This is a genomic window from Ruegeria sp. CDSB114 (genome assembly GCF_059611025.1).
The window spans coordinates 114815-134507 of sequence record NZ_JBXWOT010000007.1 but is presented as its reverse complement, the minus strand read 5'-3'; the positions used below and the strand labels follow the sequence as shown (position 1 = coordinate 134507).

Below are 19693 nucleotides of genomic sequence, written 5' to 3'. Positions count from 1 at the left end.
GAAAAAGAGCGTGCCGAAGCTGTGTAAGGAACGGTTCAGTGGTCAAATTCGGGAGGAATTGGTGAGTGAGTGCACAATTTTTGCACAGATTCTGCATATCGACTAAATTATAGGCGCGTTAGAGAGGGTGTATTCCGGAAATTCAGACCTCTACTTCATCGGTATAGCAGGGTATGGTGCCTCAAAACGATAACCGGGCAGAGTTTGAGCATGACTGAGTCCAGGCGCCGCAAGGCACCGCTTGTGGCGGACAAAAGATACGCGTCGAAGGGGCGAAAACCCACGGCGACCAAAGGCACTGCGAAACCCGCAGGCAAAAAGGCTGCGGCGCGCAAAACGACAACCCGCAAAAGCACACGGAGAAAGACACGCCGGAAATCCGGCGGTGGTGGTGGCTTTTTTCGCCGGTTGTTTCGCTGGGTCTGGCGCCTGATCTGGGGGGTAAGCTGGCGCGTGGGCGCTGTGGCCGCTCTGTTGCTGGCGCTGGCTGTCGGGGTTGTCTATACCTCTTTGCCTGATGTCGATGCTTTGCTAGACGGGCGCGCGCGCGGGTCGGTCACATTGTTGGATCGGGATGGCAAAGTCTTTGCCTGGCGTGGGGATCAGTTCGGCGGGGTAATCACCGCGGACACGGTTTCTCCGTATCTGAAGAATGCAGTGGTCGCCACCGAGGACAAGCGATTCTACCGCCATTTCGGCGTCAGTCCTCGGGGTGTCGCTAGCGCTGTGCGTATCAACCTGCGCGAAGGCCGAGGGCCTTTGTCTGGCCATGGCGGGTCGACGATCACCCAGCAGACGGCCAAACTGTTGTGTCTGGGCGTGCCATATGTCCCTAGCGAGTGGGAGTCTGAGGCCGCCTATGAGGCTGATTGCCGTCAGGGATCCCTGTGGCGCAAGGGCAAAGAGGCTGTCTATGCGATCGCGATGGAGGTCAAATACTCCAAGGATGAAATCCTGACCATCTATCTGAACCGTGCCTTCCTCGGGTCCGGTGCGCGGGGTTTTGAGGCGGCAAGCCAGCGCTATTTCGGGATTTCTGCCGCCGAGGTCAGCCCCTCGCAGGCGGCGATGCTGGCAGGTCTGCTGGTGGCGCCGACGCGGTATGCGCCGACAAATAACCTGCAACGCTCGCAGGATAGGGCGCAGTTGGTGATTGGGCTGATGGAGGCGCAGGGCTATCTGACCACTGCTCAGGCCAGCGGTGCCCGCAGCAGCCCGGCGCAACTGTCTGCGGCTGCGGCTGCACGCGCCGGTGGGTATTTTGCCGATTGGGTCATCACGGAACTGCCCAGCTTTTTCGGCTCGGACACCACCGATGATGTGGTGATCCGAACCACGCTGGACCAGCGCCTGCAGAAATCCGCAGAAGAGGCATTGCAATATATCTTCAAGGAAAAGGTCCGCGAAGGGTCCAAGGCGCAGGCCGCGATTGTGGTGATGTCCGCAGATGGGGCCGTGCGCGCCATGGTCGGCGGGCGCAAGACCCGCGTATCGGGCGCCTTCAACCGGGCCACACAGGCGCTGAGGCAAACAGGGTCATCCTTCAAACCCTTCGTCTATGCCACCGCGTTGGAACTGGGCTATTCGCCTCTGGATACTGTGATGGACGAGCCCTATTGCATCAATATCGCCGGTTCGGGGCAATGGTGCCCCAAGAACTACACCAACAAGCATTATGGTCGCGTCACGCTTGCTGATGCCCTCAAGAACTCGTTGAACATCCCGGCCGTGAAAGTGGCCGAGGTTGCCGGTCTGGAAAATGTCCGTACCGTCGCGAGTGAGTTCGGCATAGAAAGCAATCTGGCCGAGGGCCCTGCGCTGGCGCTGGGCGCGTCAGAAAGCACGTTGATCGAGATGACGGGGGCCTATGCCGGTATCCTGAACGGCGGTTCTGCAGTTGAGCCCTATGGGTTGACCGAGCTGAAGCTGCTGGGGGACGACGCCCCTCTGATGGCGACGAGCACCGGCATCGGTGAGCGGGTGATCAACGATAAGGCAGCCAAGCAACTGACCTGGATGATGGAACGTGTCGTGTCCGAAGGCACGGGCGGGCGCGCGAAACTGCCCGGCTGGCAGGTGGCAGGTAAGACCGGCACCACGCAGGCGGCGCGGGATGCCTGGTTCATCGGGTTCACGGCTGATTATGTGACCGGAGTCTGGATGGGTTATGACGACAACACCCCCCTGTCCGGCGTGACCGGCGGCGGGTTGCCAGCCGAGATTTGGAAAGAGACGATGGTGCGCGTGACCGAGGGGATGACGCCCACACCGCTGCCAATGCTGGCCCCCGATCCGCCCGTCCGGCAAGAGCAACCCAGACGTCAGCGCCGCAATCAGGGCAATGGGTTCGAAAATGCGATCAACAACCTGCTGAACAACATCTTTGGCAACTGATGTAGGCAAGGAAAAGTCGGCGCGCAGGGTCAGCCAATGACAGCATATGGTGCAGAATGCCCGATTTGCATCCGTATCAAGGTGAATTCCACGTCTGAACTGCTCTGCCGCTGCCAACATGGCAACTTCCGATATGCGGGACAAAACCGACCTTGGGTTTTCGACCTTTGCTGACGCAGAAACTCTTGGCACAAGCAGCGAGCCTGTCGCGGAGTCGCGGTGCAGGTCGTCGAACCGGTCGTTCACAAACGTCGATCTGGCCTGAACCAAGACCGTACTTTCGCCGCAGTCTGATCCGACATGTCAGACGGGTGTGGAAATCGGGACGAACTCCAGTTTTCGCCAGAGAGGCCGTTGAAGCCGCGCGCAAACCGCTCCTTCGCCGTAAAGCACTGTAACCCGAAAAACGCCCAACAAAGTCGCCCTTCCTAGCATCGTAAGCTTCGGCAACACTCAGCCCAATGCAGATTGCCCTCTTATGTCTTGCAGGTAGAAGTTGTTTTTGACACTAATCGGACAAGCAGAGAGCAAAGTGCTCCGTTAGCCCAGGCGAGTAAAAAATGATCTTTCAAAAACTAGCATTTATTTCAGTGCTTTCCCTTCTTACTTCCTACGCACACGCAGATTATGTTCTTTCGGATGGCACTGAAGTTGCGCCGCTTGAGATGTTTCAGGAATGCGACGTTTGCCCTGAAATGATCGCGTTGCCTTTGGGTGAATTCATGATGGGTGGACCGCCGGGAGAATCGAAACGAAATTTTCATTGGGATGAAAAAGGGCTCCGCCCCGCGACACCGGAAGAGCCGTATATCGCACATCATGAAGGTCCGGTTCACAAGGTCACGATAGATATGCCCGTCGCCATGGGGCGGAATGAAGTCACGCATGATCAGTGGATGGCTTGTGTGATTGATGGCGGTTGTGGTGGGTATATCCCGCGAGACTGCATTTTGCAGCGTGACGGTCCCTGCGTTGAAATCAAGGGAAATCATCCGGTTGTAGACGTATCCTATCAGGATGCCGTGTCCTACACTGGGTGGCTAAACAACAAAATTGGGGCGGATGTTTATCGTCTACCTACGGAAGCTGAATGGGAATATGCCGCTCGTGCGGGGACACAAACACCTTTTGCGCAAGGAGAAAAGGTTTCGACGGATCAGGTCAACTTCCACGGCAAACCAACGGAAGAAATGTTGGGGGTGAAGCGACCTGATCTGGCCCGCCGCGGCTATCCGGTGCCCGTTGATGCGTTGGATGCGGCCAATGCTTGGGGATTGCGTCACATGTCGGGTAACGTTGCGGAAGTTACAATGTCCTGCTGGACGGAAACGCACAAAGAGTGGAATAGATCCAGCGTTTACCTGAAAATGGCACTTGCACCGGGCTGTGAGCGTCGTGTTTCGCGCGGTGGCACATATTGGATCGCGATGGATTTCTCTCGAGTTGCGGCCCGAGGCGGTGGCTCAGATGATGTCGGCTCTACGTCTAAAGGGTTCCGTGTTTTACGAGATTTCTACTCCCTAACAAATTGAGGCTACCTAAATGTGCGATTCCACTGGATCAAACACCCCCCAAGACGACCTTTCGCCAAAAGGGCCATACGCGGCGATTGGGCTGACCAATCCATCCGTAAGTGTGGGCATCACTGACTATTTTTCTGTCGGTTTGAATTTGGGAACTATTACCGGCAAAGGCGATACGCTGGTCACAACAGGGACGGCCTCACTTGGCGGCGCCAGCCTAGAAATCTCACCGCATTTTGATAAACATGGTAATCTTTTCAAGACTGACGTTGCGGGGTCGGGAACCTTAGGGATCGAGTTTTTTGGCGTGAATTTAGGCCCTAAAATCACTATCGACGGCCCCAATATTACTGTTGAAATACCATTTCTCGGTAGCAAAACGTACAGCGGCGCTAATGTAGCTGACGATATTGCGTTTGATTTGGAGGACTTCGCAAATGTTGACCCTGAGACAGCAAAGGATATCGGTGAGGCAATTGCAGGTCTGCCTGATCTAGCACAAGATATTGAGGATGCGGCGGACAAAGTCTCCAAGGCAATAAGGGGGGGGTGTAGAGGGCCTGAACTTGATGATGTTGTTAAGACTTTGGAATCCCCTCCTCCATCTCCACTTGTTCTTGATCTTGACGGGGATGGGATCGAACTCACGTCTGTCGAGGGAAGTACCACCTATTTCGACGTTGATGTGAACGGGTTTGCAGAAGCGACAGGCTGGGTTGCGCCTGATGATGGTTTGCTGGCGCTAGACGTGGATGGCGACGGATGGATCGAAAACGGATCAGAGCTTTTCGGCGATCAGACCGGGTATGACAATGGTTTTCTCGCGCTAGCCGCATACGATGACAATGGAGACGGTGTGATTGACGTCAATGATGCCGTTTTTGACGACTTACTGATATGGCATGATACCAATAGCGACGGCATAAATCAGGTCGGCGAGACAATCAGTTTAACTGAGGCCGGGATCGCCTCGATTTCCGTGAATGCCACAACTACTGATTATCAGGTCGCTGGAAATGATGTTCTGTGGGAATCCAGCTTTACTTGGGCAGACGGTTCAACGGGTGTTGTTGCTGACGCGTATTTCGCAACAAATCCAGTGGATTCCATTGCGATTCTGCCTGATGATTTTAGCTACCACGCAGATGCATTCATCTTGCCTTTGCTTTCCGGGTCAGGCGTAGTGGCATCAACGCTTGTCGCATTGTCCTCAGATGATGAATTGCGCGCAGAGGCGCGTGCTCTGGTGGACCAACTAGCGGCGGGAGAGGTAGAAGTCTTTATTCAAGGTTTTGAAGATTTCCTTTTTGCGTGGACTGGCGTGAGCGATGTTGCGCCAAATAGCCGCGGTACACATATCGATGCTAGGCATCTGGGCGTACTGGAGCAAATAACGGGCATGTATCTAGCGGGCGACCCGAGTTCTTTTGCGGGGATAGCCGCGGGTGCTACATTGGAAAGCTTGTATGACGAAGTTTTCAAACAATTTGCAGCTAGTTTTATTACCCAAGCAGCCGCGTCATCTGCTCATTTTTCTTCTACAACTCCTGAAGAGTATTCGGCAGCGTTCGAAGCGCACCCGCTTTCGTCTCTGGCTACCATGACACATGAAACACTTGCTGAAGCGCTTTCTGAGTTAGCACAGGCTGTAGATGGAGGAGCGATCACGGCTGCGGATGCATCAGCTGCTGTTATGCTCTTTCAGCCGGACTTGAGCTCAAGCAGCGAAGTTTTCGAAATCATGATACAGGCGGCTATCGCAGCAGCGAATCTGGACGAGACTTCCGACTTTGTGCAGGCCTTAGCATATTCTGGGACATTGCAGTCTTTGGAGGGTACTTCAAACGCTGAAACGCTCACTGCAACGAGCGCAAGTTATATCAATGCCGGTGCAGGCAACGATGTAATCAACGGGAGCTCCGACGGAAATATCATCGTCGGCGGCACTGGCGACGACGCAATTACTGGTGGGGTAAACGCGGACGCTTATGGTTATTCTTTGGGTGATGGATCAGATGTTATCACCGACTTCAGTGGCGACTTGAACACAAACGACACGCTTAAGTTTACCGATGTGAACGCGGCTGATGTGACCTTCTCGCAGAACGCAGGCAAAGATCTGGTGATCACGCTGAGCAATGGTGAGACCATAACGGTCACAGATCACTTCCAGGATTGGCAGTGGGGTTTGGAGCAGATCGAATTTGCCGATGGCACAGTCCTGGATACGCAAGATATCCGGGATAAATCAGCATCGGATATGAAGGCCACGGGGACCGTGACGGGCTCTCGCTACGTGGAGAATTACGAACATACATCTGGCGATGGGTCGTATACGATCACCGACTTTAGTGGCGACTTGAACACAAACGACACGCTTAAGTTCACCGATGTGAACGCGGCTGATGTGACCTTCTCGCAGAACGCAGGCAAAGATCTGGTGATAACGCTGAGCAATGGTGAGACTGTTACCATTGTGGACCACTTCCAGGATTGGCAGTGGGGCGTGGAACAGATCGAATTTGCAGATGGCACGGTTTTGAACGTGCAAGATATCCGGGATAAATCAGCATCGGATATGAAGGCCACGGGGACCGTGACGGGCTCTCGCTACGTGGAGAATTACGAACATACATCTGGCGATGGGTCGTATACGATCACCGACTTTAGTGGCGACTTGAACACAAACGACACGCTTAAGTTCACCGATGTGAACGCGGCTGATGTGACCTTCTCGCAGAACGCAGGCAAAGATCTGGTGATAACGCTGAGCAATGGTGAGACTGTTACCATTGTGGACCACTTCCAGGATTGGCAGTGGGGCGTGGAACAGATCGAATTTGCAGATGGCACGGTTTTGAACGTGCAAGATATCCGAGACAAAGTTCTTACTGGGAGCTCTGGTGATGACGCAATTATTGGTTTCTCATCGGATGATGTTTTGGACGGTGGTGCAGGCAACGATATTGTCGACGGCGGAAATGGCGATGACGCACACTTTGGTGGAGAAGGCGACGATCTTCTGATTGCCAATATCGGTGCGGATAGCTTTGACGGGGGGAGTGGCAACGACACGATTGATTTTACCTACACTTCCAACAACGTGACAATTGATCTCTCGACAGAAACAGCTACCTTTGAAAATGGCTTTGTTGAGTCGATGATCAACCTCGAGAACGTCATCGGAAGCGTCGGCAATAATCTCATCACAGGATCAGGTGTAGCTAATGTGTTGGACGGTCGGGCAGGCAACGACACAATCTACGGTGGCGCGGGTGACGACATAATCGACGGTGGCGATGGCGATGACAATCACTATGGCGATGGCGGCAACGACCTGATCTTAGGTAGCATTGGGGCTGACTTCTTTGATGGTGGCGATGGTATCGACACTATCGATTTCTCTTACTCCGGCAACAACTTCAATCTGAGTCTGGCCGTTTCCAACGTGGTTTTCTCTGATGGTTTTACAGAGCAGGTCCTCAACTTTGAGAACATTGTTGGAGGGGCTGGACATAATGTTCTCACAGGGTCAGACACAGCCAACGTTATCGATGGTGGGGCGGGCAATGACCGCATTGTCGGGCTGGAAGGCGACGATACGCTAACCGGTGGCTCTGGGGCCGATGTCTTTGTATTTAATACGTTGGCTACTGAAGGTACGGACAACATCACAGACTTCGAGCTTGATGTTGACATAATAGAGCTGGTGGGAAGCACTTACACGGACCTGACTTTCATCGACACAGGATCTGGAACACACGTGGAATGGGCTAATGGTGCTGTGGAGATTGAAAACGTATCTGTCGCGTCTCTAACCGAGGATCAGTTTTCGTTCGTGTGATCTGAATTTCCTATGAGTGCGGGCGTGATCTGGGTCCCGCACTCAACTTTAACTTGCTAACACCCAACTCAAACAAGTCGTTCGATAGCTAAAGTTGAACGACTGCGGTGTTTGCAACCTGTGACTCTGCCACTTCAAAATTGCCGCGCTACTCACGAATGGCCGAAGTCTCCGCTGAACCGCAGACCGGCCTTGAGTGCCCGCGCGGAGAGTTTTTCGCTGCGAGCGCACGCAGCACAAAATCAAGAGGTCCGGTGTGGGCTCAAAGCAGACTAACGTCGTCCGTGGCAAGAGCCCGAGTAGACTACGTGCCTGTGATCCACGCCGTCGGCCATAGATCGGCGGCGCATCTGGCGCCGCCTCTATTTTCGGCTGTGACCTCTGATCAGAGGCTGTCGTCCAGTGCCGCCAGAATCGCGTCGCCCATTTCCGTGGTGGAAACCGGCGTGACCCCTTCGTCGGCCAGCAGGTCGCCGGTGCGGATACCATCGGCCAGGACTTTTTCGATCGCAGCTTCCAGACGGTCAGCCTCGGCCCCCTGATCAAAGCTGTAGCGCAGCGCCATGGCAAAGCTCAGGATACAGGCGATGGGGTTGGCCTTGCCCTGACCGGCGATATCGGGTGCGGAACCGTGGACCGGCTCGTACATCGCCTTGGGGCGGCCATTGGCCATTGGTGAGCCCAGGGAGGCGGACGGCAGCATGCCCAGTGAACCGGTCAGCATCGCGGCACAGTCGGAAAGGATGTCGCCAAACAGGTTGTCGGTGACGATCACATCAAACTGCTTGGGCGCACGCACCAGCTGCATCGCGCCATTGTCGGCATACATGTGGCTCAGCTCGACCTCGGGATAGTCCTGAGCGACCCGGTTTACGACTTCGCGCCATAGAATGCCGGATTCCATGACATTGGCCTTTTCCATCGAGCACAGTTTCTTGTTCCGGCGCATCGCCAGCTCAAAAGCCGAGCGTGCGGCGCGTTCGATCTCGGATTCGGTATAGCGCTGGGTGTTGATGCCGACGCGTTCATTGCCTTCTTCGAAGATGCCGCGGGGCTCACCGAAATAGACGCCCGAGGTCAGCTCGCGCACGATCATGATATCCAGACCGGCAACGATGTCTTTCTTCAGCGACGAGAAATCCGCCAGCGCGTCAAAGCATTGTGCCGGGCGCAGGTTCGAATACAGGTCCATTTCTTTGCGCAGCCGCAGCAAGCCGCGCTCGGGCTTGAGGCTGAAATCCAGATCGTCGTATTTGGGTCCACCAACAGCACCCAGCAGAACTGCGTCCGCCTCCTGCGCCTTGGCCATGGTTTCGTCCGACAGCGGCTTGCCATGGGCGTCATAGGCGGCACCGCCGACCAGATCCTCGCTCACGTCGAATTCCAGGCCGCGCTTGGCACCGAACCAGTCGATGATACGGCGCACTTCGGCCATGACTTCGGGGCCAATTCCGTCTCCGGGCAGGATGAGGAGCGAGGGGTTGGACATGAAGGATCTCCTTGCGTTTGACAGCAAAGGCCCTAGCGCCTGCGCCGCATCGGGTCAATGAGACGAACCGGCCTAAACGCAGGTTCTGCACGGGAAATCGGGTTTCCGTGCCCTTGCTACGTCACGGATAGTGTGAATCAGTCAGAGATCGGCCTTTATCCCTTCGGCCAACATATCCCAGACTCGTCGGATTCGTGTCGTTTGCCGCATCGCCTGCGGTGCGGCAAGCCAAACCGGCAGCGCAGGGATTTCGACGTTTATGTCCAAAACCTCTACCTCTGGGTCGGCCTCGGCAACTCTCACGGCGCTAAAACCGATACCGCAGCCCGCGCGGACCAGTTCCCAATAGGCCGTCTGAAAGTCGCAGCGTGTGGCAAAGCTGTCCCGGTTCACCGGCCAGCCCATTTCGCGCATGCCGATAATGATCTGCTCGTTCGCATCAAACCCGACAAGGTCATGGCTCAACAGATCGTCGGAGGAATTGGGGCGGCCGGCACGATCCAGATAGGACCGGCTTGCGCAAAAGCACAGTCTGATTTCCCCCAGATGTTTCGTGATGATGTCCATCTGTTCCGGCCGAAACATCCGCACTGCGATATCGGCCTCGCGGTAGAGCAGGTTCTCGGTGGCATCGGTGGCGACCAGTTCCAGTTGTATCGCGGGTTCTGCTGCCCGTATTTGGGCCAGAATCGGCGGCAGCAGGTGATGAGAGGCAAAGACCGACGCGGTGATGCGCACCGACCCTTCCAATTCCTGAGACTGGCCTGCGGCCGTTAGGCTGAACGCGTTCATGGCTACGTGCATCTGTTGCGCCATCGGGAAAAGCTGCGCACCGACTTCACTTAGCTTCAAGCCCCGCGCATGCCTGTCAAACAGCGAGACGCCAAGCTCATCCTCAAGTGCGTGGATCTGGCGACCCAGGGTGGGCTGGCTGCGGTTCAACTGCCGGGCAGCGGCAGACAAAGATCCGGTTTCCGCTACGGCCAGAAAGCTTTGGATCAGAGACCAGTCAGAGTGGGTGATAGATTTGTCCATTCAAAAATGAATACACGTTCTGCGTTTGGCGGCAATTCCTGAATTGAACTGAATGGCTCATATTAGATGGACAAGAGGAGGCTTATATGACGGGAACAGTCCTTATTCTGGGTGCGACGGGTCGGTTTGGACGCAATGCCGCAATAGCTTTTCGCGAGGCGGGCTGGACCGTACACTGCTTTGATCGCAAGACGCAGGACCTGAAGCGATCTGTCGAAGGGGTGGATGTTGTCGTCAATGCCTGGAATCCGGCCTATCCGGACTGGGCGCGACAAGTCCCCAAACTGCATCGTGACGTGATCAATGCGGCAGCGGATCACGGTGCAACTGTGATCCTTCCCGGCAATGTCTATGTTTTTGGCGCGCAAACGCCGGGGCCATGGTCGGGTGCAACACCGCATGCGGCGCAAAATCCCCTGGGCAGGATCCGGGTTGAGATGGAAGAAGCCTATCGAAAATCCTCGGTAAGAACGATTCTTCTCAGGGCAGGTGATTTCATTGACACTTGCGCCTCGGGGAACTGGTTCGATCAGGTCATGATCAAGCCTTTGGCACGCGGCAAGATGGTTTATCCCGGTCGCCCGGATATACCACACGCCTGGGCCTATCTGCCCGACCTGACCCGAGCGGCCGTTGCGTTGGCTGATATCCGCCAGGACCTTCCCCGTTTCTGCGAGGTTCCTTATGCCGGGTTTACCCTGACCGGCCGGGATATTGCGCAATCCTTGTCGCGGGTAACCGGTGCCGAAATAGCTGTCAGCCCAATGAAATGGTGGCCGATTCAGGCACTGCGGCCTTTCTGGAAGTTGGCGCCACATCTGGTTGAGATGCGCTATCTATGGGATCTGCCGCATAGTTTGGACGGCGCATTCTTTGACGACCTTATCCCTGGATTTCAGACGACCGACTTGGACACGGCGATGGCTTCTGCGATCCCGAAAACAGCCAAGCAGAAAGCGACTTTGGTCAGAACTGCCCGGGCCTGACCAGTGTTAGCGATGTCCCAGGTCCACCCAGACAAGCCGGTGCCGGCTGGCCTGTTCGGCGATTGCGCGCAGGTCTGCGCCCGTGTCGGGCCAAAAGATGCCCGCATCCACAACGCGTAGATCTGCCGAGGGCAGAACGTAATCTACCCGCATTTCTCCGACGGCTTTCCACTCAACCGTGGCCAATGCCCCCGAGGGGGTGGCAGGCCTTGCATCCTGCAACCGCGGGTCTGCCAGCAAGCCCTGGATAGCCTCTTTCCGGCCTTCCCCGCGCGTGGGATCCAGATTTGCATCCCCAGCAATCACGAAAGGCCCGAGTGGGGCAGGGCCTAGAGCACCGTCCAGCACAGCGTTCCACAAGCGAATTTCGTCACGATTGCGCAACCCGTTCCGGTCCTCGGGTCCGTCGAAAACGGGCGGGGTCGCGTGAAATGTCATCAGGTTCAGGTGGCCGATCGGGGACTCGATTGGTACGATCCAATGTGCCACCGAGGACAGTCGCTGAATGCGCTGGGCGGCTTCAGAGGGAAATGGCGTGCCATCGACCGTCGGCAGATCAGCCCCCGGCAGGTCGCGCCACAGTACTCCCGAGAAATCCTGCATGTCGTCATGGCCTATGGGAAACCGGGACAGAATGGCCAGCCCGCCCTGACCGGTGAACTCGCCATAGCCTTGGGAATCTCTTGGTCCATTGGCCTGTCCGTCCCCGTCCAGATCCAGACTGGTTTCCATTCCCGAATTAGGCTTGGCGGTAAAGCGATAGGGATAGTCCAGCCCCTCGTCGCGCAGCGCCTCACCGAATGCGGTCAGCGTTTCGCCATTGAGATCCCAGTCGATGCCCTGCAAGGCAACGATATCGGGTTGGGTTTCCAACAACACCCGCATCACAGCGCGAACCTGCGCATCCCCGCGCCGGATATCGCGCAGCAGAATGCCCGGTCCTTTACGACTGAGTTCGGTGTTGAAGGTGGCTATGCGTATCGTCTCTGCCTGTGCCGCGAATGGCAGCAAAAGCAGCAGAAAAACGCGAATCATGCGGTCTGTGTTGATTCAGTCGTAGAATAGGCGCGGCGTTTTTCGACAATCAGGTTTGCAATGCGCAGTGTCGCCATTCCTCGCATGATCATGCTAGCAGGCAGAAAGGCCCAAGCGCTCAACGTCCAGATCAGCGTCTGGGGGCTGTTCAGCGAGATCGGGCTCACATAATCGGTCAGGATCTTGATCAGAGCCGGGATTACAAACGGCAGCAGGACGCCGATCGAGATGTTCAACCGTCCATCACGCTGCAGACGGGTCACGACATCGCCACCCTTGGTCGGATCGAACAGCGGCAGATTGGTCCAGACGTTGAAGGCTCCGTTTCCGGTGGGCCAACCACGTATTTTCACCGCGTAGTAGAAACTGGCGATTGTGACCATAGCTGCGACATAGGCCACACTGGCAGCGATACGAACAAGTTCGATCAGCGGCGCGCTTGCGTTGACAGGCAGCATCAACACGATCAGACGCACGGGTGAATAGGGGAAATCGACCACATTGGCGACGCCCAACCCGATCACATAAAAACCTGAGGTCAATTCTGTCGGCGAATAGGCGTTTTTGCAGATCAGCGTCAGGAAAGCGACCATCGAAACCAGCCCAACAAAGCGCAGGCGGTTCACCGGTGGTGCGTCGCGAAATTCAATAAAGCTTGGGAAGGCCGAATTATATTCGGCGAAGGTCAGGAAAAACGCGAGAATGGCGAGAAAGACGACAATCTCGGTCCCATTCGTTGATGATACGGGCAAGTACAACGCGGGTGTCAGCACCAAAAGTGCAACCAATATTCCCCGAATTGCCGCCCCTGTTGTGCGCGCAATCACTATCCGAACCCTTTCAAACTGGATTAGCCGATTCTTTGCCGACTTCATTCCAACTTGTGCCTGCCACGTTACCGTTGCAGCAGATGTCATCTCTCACCAATGTTTTGCCATGGTGGGTGCCTGTACCCGCCGACATTGGCGATAAGCGACATTTCGCTCAAGCCAGGTGGCAGAAAACACTCAATTTTGGGCAAAATGATGGCGCAACTGGTGCGGGATTGCATCATTTTTGACGCAAATCCGACGTGTGTTTCAAGTCGAGACCTATATGTAGTGGTTTCGCCGTTCAGAACCCCAAGAAGGCGAATGGGGACGCCGTGGCGTCCCCATAAAGTTGAGTATCAACAGATTCGTTCCCAGAATCACACCCAGGGGCGTGCCTGGCCCGCATGATCCTCGAACTTCTCGATGTGATGGTCTTTTTCCATCGTCAGGCCAATATCGTCCAGACCGTTCAGCAGGCAGTGCTTACGATGAGAATCCACCTCGAATTCGATCACGACACCATCGGATGTGGTGATCTGCTGATCTTCCAGATGCACGGTCATGCGGGCGTTTTCGCCTCTATGCGCGTCTTCCATCAGAACCGCATGATGTTCTTCCTCGACCACGATGGGCAGGATGCCGTTCTTGAAGCAGTTGTTGAAGAAGATGTCGGCAAAGCTGGTCGAGATCACAACCTTGATGCCGAAATCCTTGATCGCCCAGGGCGCGTGTTCGCGCGATGAGCCGCAGCCGAAATTGTCGCCGGCCACCAGAATCTCGGTTTGCCGATAGGCGGGTTTGTTCAGAATGAACTCTTCATTCTCACCGCCGTGATCGTGATAGCGCATCTCGTCAAACAGTACGACGCCAAGGCCGGATCGTTTGATCGTTTTCAGGTGCACTTTCGGAATGATCATATCGGTGTCGATATTGATCAATGGCATCGGGGCGGCCACCCCGTGGACTTTGTCAAACTTTTCCATGTCTACACTCCTGCGGGGGAGGGCCGCGCCCATGCCCCGCGTTTAAGCTTGTTTCGCTTCAGTTGTTTCGCCTTTGGGTGCGTCTTTGATGAAGAGCGCCATGAAGACCAGACCCAGACCGTTGAACACCATCTCGATCCCCAGCAGGATGCCGAGCAGTTGCAACAGCACGACAGGATCGGTTGCTGCGAACCGCCAGATGAGCATCGCCAGAACAATCGACATCACGCCCGAGATCAGTGTCGCCCAGAAATACTGCGTACCTTTCATCTGGAACGACAAAATGACCCGCGCGATACCGCCTGCCATAAACAGGATCAGGCAGACCGTCGCCAGCGTCACGGTGCCCTGCAGCGGGTGATCCAGGAAGGACCAGCCCAGAAACAGCATCACCGCACCCATAATAAGCGACAGGATCTTGTTGCCGGTGCCCTCGACGGTGAACCCGCCGACCACCTGCAATGCCCCTGAAATCAGCAGCAGTACGCCGGTCACCACCGTTACGGCAATCGACGCCACTGCAGGCGCGCCCAGCACAAAAAGGCCGAACACTATGGACAGAAGCCCCATCAGGAGCCATTTGATCCAGTCACTCATGTCTTAAATCCCTCAAATATCCAGTTATGAGGGCAGCTTACATCAACTCGCGGACGTCTGTCAGCCGTCCTGTGATTGCCGCTGCGGCAGCCATTGCGGGGCTTAGCAGGTGGGTGCGCCCGCCGCGGCCCTGACGGCCTTCGAAGTTGCGGTTCGAGGTCGCGGCGCAGCGCTCGCCCGGTTGCAACTGATCGGGGTTCATCGCAAGGCACATGGAACATCCCGCCAGACGCCATTCGAACCCGGCCTCTTTGAAGATCTCGGCCAGACCTTCTTCCTCGGCCTGCGCGCGGACAAGGCCTGAACCGGGCACAACCATCGCCCGCATCCCGTCCTTGATCTTTTTGCCCTTCAGAATCTCGGCAGCGGCGCGCAGGTCCTCGATGCGGCCGTTGGTGCAGGACCCGATAAAGACGGTGTCGATTTCAACGTCGCTGAGCTTCTGACCGGCTTCCAGACCCATATATTCGATCGACCGGCGGGCCGCATCGACTTTGCCGCCTTCGAAATCCTCGGGGTGAGGCACGGATGCAGTGATCGGCAGCACGTCCTCGGGGCTGGTGCCCCAGGTGACGACCGGCGCGATGTCTTCGCCGCGCAGGGTGATGACCTTGTCGAAATGCGCGTCTTCGTCGGTGAACAGCGTTTTCCACCAGTCCATCGCCGCTTCCCACTGGGCCCCTTTCGGCGCGTGTGGGCGGCCTTTGACATATTCGAACGTGGTCTCATCCGGGGCGATCAGGCCGGCGCGGGCGCCGCCTTCGATGGCCATGTTGCAGACGGTCATGCGGCCTTCCATCGACAGATTGCGGATCGCTTCGCCGCAATATTCGATGACATAGCCGGTGCCGCCGGCGGTACCGGTCTCGCCAATCACAGCAAGAGTGATATCCTTGGCGGTCACGCCCGGCTGCAGTGTGCCGGTGATTTCCACCTTCATGTTCTTGGATTTCTTCTGGATCAGGGTCTGCGTGGCCAGAACATGCTCGACCTCAGAGGTGCCGATGCCATGGGCCAGAGCACCAAACGCGCCATGGGTAGCGGTGTGGCTGTCGCCGCAAACAACGGTCATGCCGGGCAGGGTCCAGCCCTGTTCGGGTCCGACGATATGCACGATGCCCTGGCGAACGTCATTCACTGGGTAATAGTGAATGCCGAAATCCTTGGCGTTCTTGTCCAGTGCCTCGACCTGAATGCGCGATTCGGGGTTTTCGATGCCGTTCACGCGATCCGGCGTGGTGGGTACGTTGTGATCCGGTACCGCGATGGTCTTTTCCGGTGCGCGTACCGGGCGACCCGCCATACGCAGGCCTTCGAAGGCCTGCGGGCTGGTCACTTCGTGGACCAGATGGCGGTCGATATACAGCAGGCAGGTGCCATCATCGGCTTCGTGCGCGACATGGGCATCCCAGATCTTGTCATAGAGTGTTTTGGGGGACATCGGTCCTCTCCCGTATGTATTGAGATTTAGCTGGCGAGTGGCTGGACGCCGCTTATAGGCGGGCCAGAACCGTGCGGGCGGCCCCAAAGAACCGTTCACGCAGGCGCGTGCGGTCTTGCAACGTAGGTGCTGGGGTCAGATTGAGTCTCATGCGCATCAGATATATCGCGTCAGTCCGTCAATCAAGGCGCAATCCGGCGACGGGCTTGCATCATGCGTCAACGCTGTCCAAGCTGGCAAGCAGGAGACGTGCATGAACCCAGACCTGATACCCAGTTCGCTGTCTGATCTGTATCAGACCATGATCGAGGCCTTTTCCCTGCAATTCGATAGACTGGTCGATCTGGTCATTACACCGGGCTGGCGTCAACATCAGCTGGTCATCATCCTGGGTCTCTGGGCGCTGGCCTATGTGTTGAAGCTGGTTACGCAGGGCCGATGGGAGGCCTGGGCCCGTGCCCGCTCTGGTTGGCCCAAATGGCGGTTGCGCACGCTGATCCAGCTGATGCAGCGTCTGACGCTTGTCTATTTCGTCACTCTGTCCTGGATGCTGTATCTGGTGATGCAGCAGATCACCTGGCCATCGCGCAGCTATATCATCGGGGTGGTGGCAACATTGGCGACCGCCTGGCTGGCGATTGCGCTAGTGGCCCGTCTGGTCCGAAACCGGACGCTGCGGCGAATTTTCAAATGGGCAATGTGGGCTTATGCGACGCTGATTGCGCTGAACTTGACCGATGACGTCGCTGGGTTTCTGGATGGGGTGGCGATCTCGATCGGGGATCTGCACCTCTCGGCGCTGGGCATCCTCAAGGCGCTTTTGCTGATCGGCGTGCTGTTGACGCTGGCCCGCCTGGGTACCGGCGCTGCTGAACGTGGCCTCAAACGCAATGACGATATCTCGCCGTCAATGCAGGTCTTGTTGGCCAAGGGACTACAAGTCGTCATCTATGGCGCCGTCTTCATGGCCGCCATTCGGACGCTGGGCTTTGATTTGACGGGTATTGCGCTGTTGTCGGGGGCCATTGGCGTCGGCATCGGCTTTGGTTTGCAGAAAGTGGTGTCGAATCTGATTTCGGGCATCATCATCCTGATGGATCGGTCGATCAAACCGGGCGATGTGATTTCGCTGGGCGACACGTTCGGCTGGATCAACGCGCTGGGCGCGCGCTATGTCTCGGTGGTCACGCGGGATGGGCGCGAATACCTGATCCCGAACGAGGATTTGATCACCAATCAGGTGGTGAACTGGTCGCATTCGGACCGGTTCGTGCGGCTGGATCTGACATTTGGCACAAGTTACACGGATGACCCCCATAATGTGCGGGCAACGGCCATCCATGCGGTTAAATCTGTCGAGCGTGTGCTCAGTGGCAGCGGACATGACGCGGTCTGCCATATTACGGGGTTCGGCGACAGCAGCGTGGATTACGTGCTGCGATTCTGGATCAGCGATCCAACCAAAGGGCTGACCAATATACGGGGCAATGTCTATCTGGCGCTGTGGGACGCATTCAAGTCTGAAGGCATCTCGATCCCATTCCCGCAGCGTGAGGTTCGCCTGCTGAACGACGACGCCGATGCGCAACAGCTTGCCACGGAGTAAGCAATCGTTGCGACCCTTTGGTCTGTGTTCATTGAAATGTTGCAATCTCCTTGCTACCTTATTAGTACCCCGGCGCCGGGATATCATGGCGCGCAGCAAAGGAGGACTATGTCCTGTCTCTACACACTCAGGCGGGTTTGCCCGCCGAAGATGGGGCCAATATGATGGCCCACTCTCAGTCAATCAGCGACAAGCTGCTTGAACGTATCCTTTCCTCACTTTCCGATGACAAGGCCGAAGACGTCGTGCAGATCAACCTGCAGGGCAAGTCGTCCGTCGCGGATCACATGGTTATTGCCTCGGGTCGGTCGACCCGTCAGGTCTCGGCCATGGCGGAAAAACTGACGGATCGCATCAAGCAGGAATTCGGATTCACCTCGAAGGTCGAAGGCAAGGATGCCGGCGATTGGGTGCTGATCGATACGGGCGACGTGGTCGTTCATATCTTCCGCCCCGAAGTGCGTGAATTCTATCAGCTGGAAAAGATGTGGCAGCCTGCGGGCAGCAGCGCCTCGGCGAACTGAGGCGCTATCCCGGCCTGCATTAACGGGTCGGCGGCGAGAGAGATATGCGGATCAGCATAGTTGCGGTCGGGCGATTGCGCGCCGGACCCGAAAAGTCCCTGCTTGATGATTACCTGACCCGATTTGATCGGACCGGCCGCGCGCTGGGCCTTGGGCCTGCGCGGGTGATCGAGGTCGAAGACAAGAAAAACGCAGGGATGGGGGCCGAGGCCACATTGCTGCGCAAGGCGCTGCCCAAAGGCACCGTAATCTGCACGCTGGATGAACGGGGGCGGGTGATGTCCTCGCCCGATTTTGCCCAAAAGCTGGGCAGTTGGCGCGATGCGGGGCGGCAGGATCTGGCGCTGATCATTGGCGGTGCCGACGGAATAGACCCTGATCTGCGCGCCGAGGCGGATTTCTCCATCTCTTTCGGGTCCATGGTCTGGCCCCACATGCTGGTCCGTGTGATGCTGGCCGAGCAACTTTATCGGGCCGCAACCATCCTGTCGGGCGGTCCCTATCACCGGGTCTGACATGGCGCAGCTATTGATCGTTTACCATTCACGCACCGGCGGCGCCCGGCAGATGGCCGAAGCTGCTGCCGAAGGTGCGCACGATGAGGCCGACACCGTTTTGAAGCCCGCAGAGCGGGCCGAACCCCAAGATCTGCTGGCCGCAGATGGTTATATCTTCTGCGCACCCGAAAACCTGGCGGCGATTTCGGGCGTGATGAAAGAGTTTTACGACCGCTGTTATTATCCGGTTCTTGGTCGCATCGAAGGTCGCCCCTTTGCCCAGATGATCTGTGCCGGGTCCGACGGGCAGAATGCGGCACGACAGACGGCCCGAATTGCAACCGGATGGCGGCTGAAAGAAGTTCAGTCGCCGCTGATCATATGCACCCATGCACAAACGCCCGAGGCGATCCTGGCCGAAAAACGCATCCCCGAAGAGGCGCTGCAGACATGCCACGACTTGGGGCAGGCGATGGCCGCAGGGCTGGCGTTGGGCGTGTTCTGAGGTCAGTTCAGCGGCACAACAATGGTTTCGTCCGCCCAGCCATCCACGCTGCAACGGGCCTGTATCTGAACCTGCGATGTACCATCCGGAATTGCCACCCCGCCCAGCGAGCGGGTAAAGGGCTGTTCCGTCTCATGCGGGTGATGCAACACACGCATCCCCAGCTCATTCCCATCCATATCCAGCACACGCCAGCCATCGGCATAGTGATCCCATCCGGTGTCCGGATGCCGGATCGTCACGTCGAAACGCCAACTGCCACCGCTGGACGAGGCGTTGACCTGCTCGATCGTTGGCGGATCGGCTAGGGTGGGGCTGGCCAGAAAGGTGCAGAGAATCACATATCGCATGTTTCGATCCTAAACTCTTGGCGGGCCCAACAAAGGTTTTCTTTTTGGCTGCATAGCGTTTTACGCGGGTAG

The 19693-nt window shown here is 56.8% G+C and carries 17 protein-coding genes; 8 read left to right on the top strand and 9 right to left on the bottom strand.

Going from position 1 to position 19693, the window contains the following annotated elements; all coding sequences use genetic code 11:
* Positions 1-210 precede the first annotated feature (210 nt).
* The 3 genes from AC2FIP_RS15595 to AC2FIP_RS15585 all read left to right on the top strand — a co-directional run bounded on the left by AC2FIP_RS15595 (position 211) and on the right by AC2FIP_RS15585 (position 7761).
* Complete coding sequence (locus AC2FIP_RS15595) at positions 211-2394, top strand: transglycosylase domain-containing protein (protein ID WP_496787123.1); 2184 nt, start codon at positions 211-213, stop codon at positions 2392-2394.
* A 560-nt stretch (positions 2395-2954) separates the two neighbouring features.
* The gene (locus AC2FIP_RS15590; protein WP_496787122.1) at positions 2955-3926 is read left to right on the top strand and encodes a formylglycine-generating enzyme family protein; all 972 of its coding nucleotides are present in this window, start codon (positions 2955-2957) and stop codon (positions 3924-3926) included.
* 10 nt (positions 3927-3936) lie between these two features.
* Positions 3937-7761 carry an SPM autocatalytic domain-containing protein gene (locus AC2FIP_RS15585; RefSeq protein WP_496787121.1) on the top strand — a complete coding sequence of 1275 codons (3825 nt, stop codon included), beginning with the start codon at positions 3937-3939 and terminating at the stop codon, positions 7759-7761.
* 385 nt (positions 7762-8146) lie between these two features.
* Here AC2FIP_RS15585 and leuB read toward each other — a convergent pair whose 3' ends face one another.
* Together leuB and AC2FIP_RS15575 are read right to left on the bottom strand one after the other, a co-directional pair.
* Positions 8147-9250 (bottom strand): 3-isopropylmalate dehydrogenase, encoded by a 1104-nt coding sequence (gene leuB / locus AC2FIP_RS15580; protein ID WP_496787119.1) that lies wholly within the window; start codon positions 9248-9250, stop codon positions 8147-8149.
* A 141-nt stretch (positions 9251-9391) separates the two neighbouring features.
* Positions 9392-10285, bottom strand: coding sequence for a LysR family transcriptional regulator (locus AC2FIP_RS15575; protein ID WP_496787118.1), 894 nt, complete (start codon positions 10283-10285; stop codon positions 9392-9394).
* A gap of 86 nt (positions 10286-10371) precedes the next feature.
* Between AC2FIP_RS15575 and AC2FIP_RS15570 the strand changes: the two genes are divergently transcribed.
* Complete coding sequence (locus AC2FIP_RS15570; RefSeq protein ID WP_496787117.1) at positions 10372-11271, top strand: sugar nucleotide-binding protein; 900 nt, start codon at positions 10372-10374, stop codon at positions 11269-11271.
* Between the two features lie 6 nt (positions 11272-11277).
* On the opposite strand, the gene AC2FIP_RS15565 is transcribed toward AC2FIP_RS15570, so the two are convergent.
* The 6 genes from AC2FIP_RS15565 to AC2FIP_RS15540 all read right to left on the bottom strand — a co-directional run bounded on the left by AC2FIP_RS15565 (position 11278) and on the right by AC2FIP_RS15540 (position 16296).
* Complete coding sequence (locus AC2FIP_RS15565; RefSeq protein ID WP_496787116.1) at positions 11278-12306, bottom strand: endonuclease/exonuclease/phosphatase family protein; 1029 nt, start codon at positions 12304-12306, stop codon at positions 11278-11280.
* A complete protein-coding gene (locus AC2FIP_RS15560) occupies positions 12303-13133 on the bottom strand; it encodes a hypothetical protein (RefSeq protein WP_496707541.1) in 831 nt (276 codons plus the stop codon). The genes AC2FIP_RS15565 and AC2FIP_RS15560 overlap by 4 nt, the downstream gene beginning before the upstream one ends.
* Before the next feature lie 362 nt (positions 13134-13495).
* A complete protein-coding gene (gene leuD, locus AC2FIP_RS15555) occupies positions 13496-14101 on the bottom strand; it encodes a 3-isopropylmalate dehydratase small subunit (RefSeq protein WP_142638386.1) in 606 nt (201 codons plus the stop codon).
* A 42-nt stretch (positions 14102-14143) separates the two neighbouring features.
* Entirely contained in the window at positions 14144-14698 is a 555-nt protein-coding gene (locus AC2FIP_RS15550) for an HdeD family acid-resistance protein (RefSeq protein ID WP_271950915.1), read from the bottom strand.
* 37 nt (positions 14699-14735) lie between these two features.
* On the bottom strand, positions 14736-16139 hold the full coding sequence (leuC, locus tag AC2FIP_RS15545) for a 3-isopropylmalate dehydratase large subunit (protein ID WP_496697309.1): 1404 nt from the start codon (positions 16137-16139) through the stop codon (positions 14736-14738).
* Positions 16140-16191: 52 nt separating this feature from the next.
* Complete coding sequence (locus tag AC2FIP_RS15540; RefSeq protein WP_496697311.1) at positions 16192-16296, bottom strand: isopropylmalate isomerase; 105 nt, start codon at positions 16294-16296, stop codon at positions 16192-16194.
* 96 nt (positions 16297-16392) lie between these two features.
* Here AC2FIP_RS15540 and AC2FIP_RS15535 point away from each other — a divergent pair, with 96 nt between their 5' ends.
* From AC2FIP_RS15535 to AC2FIP_RS15520, 4 genes are all read left to right on the top strand, one after another.
* On the top strand, positions 16393-17745 hold the full coding sequence (locus tag AC2FIP_RS15535) for a mechanosensitive ion channel family protein (RefSeq protein WP_496787114.1): 1353 nt from the start codon (positions 16393-16395) through the stop codon (positions 17743-17745).
* A gap of 161 nt (positions 17746-17906) precedes the next feature.
* Positions 17907-18269 carry a ribosome silencing factor gene (gene rsfS, locus AC2FIP_RS15530; protein WP_496692685.1) on the top strand — a complete coding sequence of 121 codons (363 nt, stop codon included), beginning with the start codon at positions 17907-17909 and terminating at the stop codon, positions 18267-18269.
* Positions 18270-18313: 44 nt separating this feature from the next.
* Positions 18314-18784 (top strand): 23S rRNA (pseudouridine(1915)-N(3))-methyltransferase RlmH, encoded by a 471-nt coding sequence (rlmH, locus tag AC2FIP_RS15525; protein ID WP_496703039.1) that lies wholly within the window; start codon positions 18314-18316, stop codon positions 18782-18784.
* Between the two features lies 1 nt (position 18785).
* Entirely contained in the window at positions 18786-19271 is a 486-nt protein-coding gene (locus AC2FIP_RS15520) for a flavodoxin family protein (protein ID WP_496787113.1), read from the top strand.
* A gap of 2 nt (positions 19272-19273) precedes the next feature.
* Here the strand turns inward: AC2FIP_RS15520 and AC2FIP_RS15515 are convergent, their stop codons facing one another.
* Positions 19274-19621: a hypothetical protein gene (locus AC2FIP_RS15515; protein WP_142638371.1), complete on the bottom strand. Its 348-nt coding sequence runs from the start codon at positions 19619-19621 to the stop codon at positions 19274-19276.
* Positions 19622-19693: the final 72 nt, after the last annotated feature.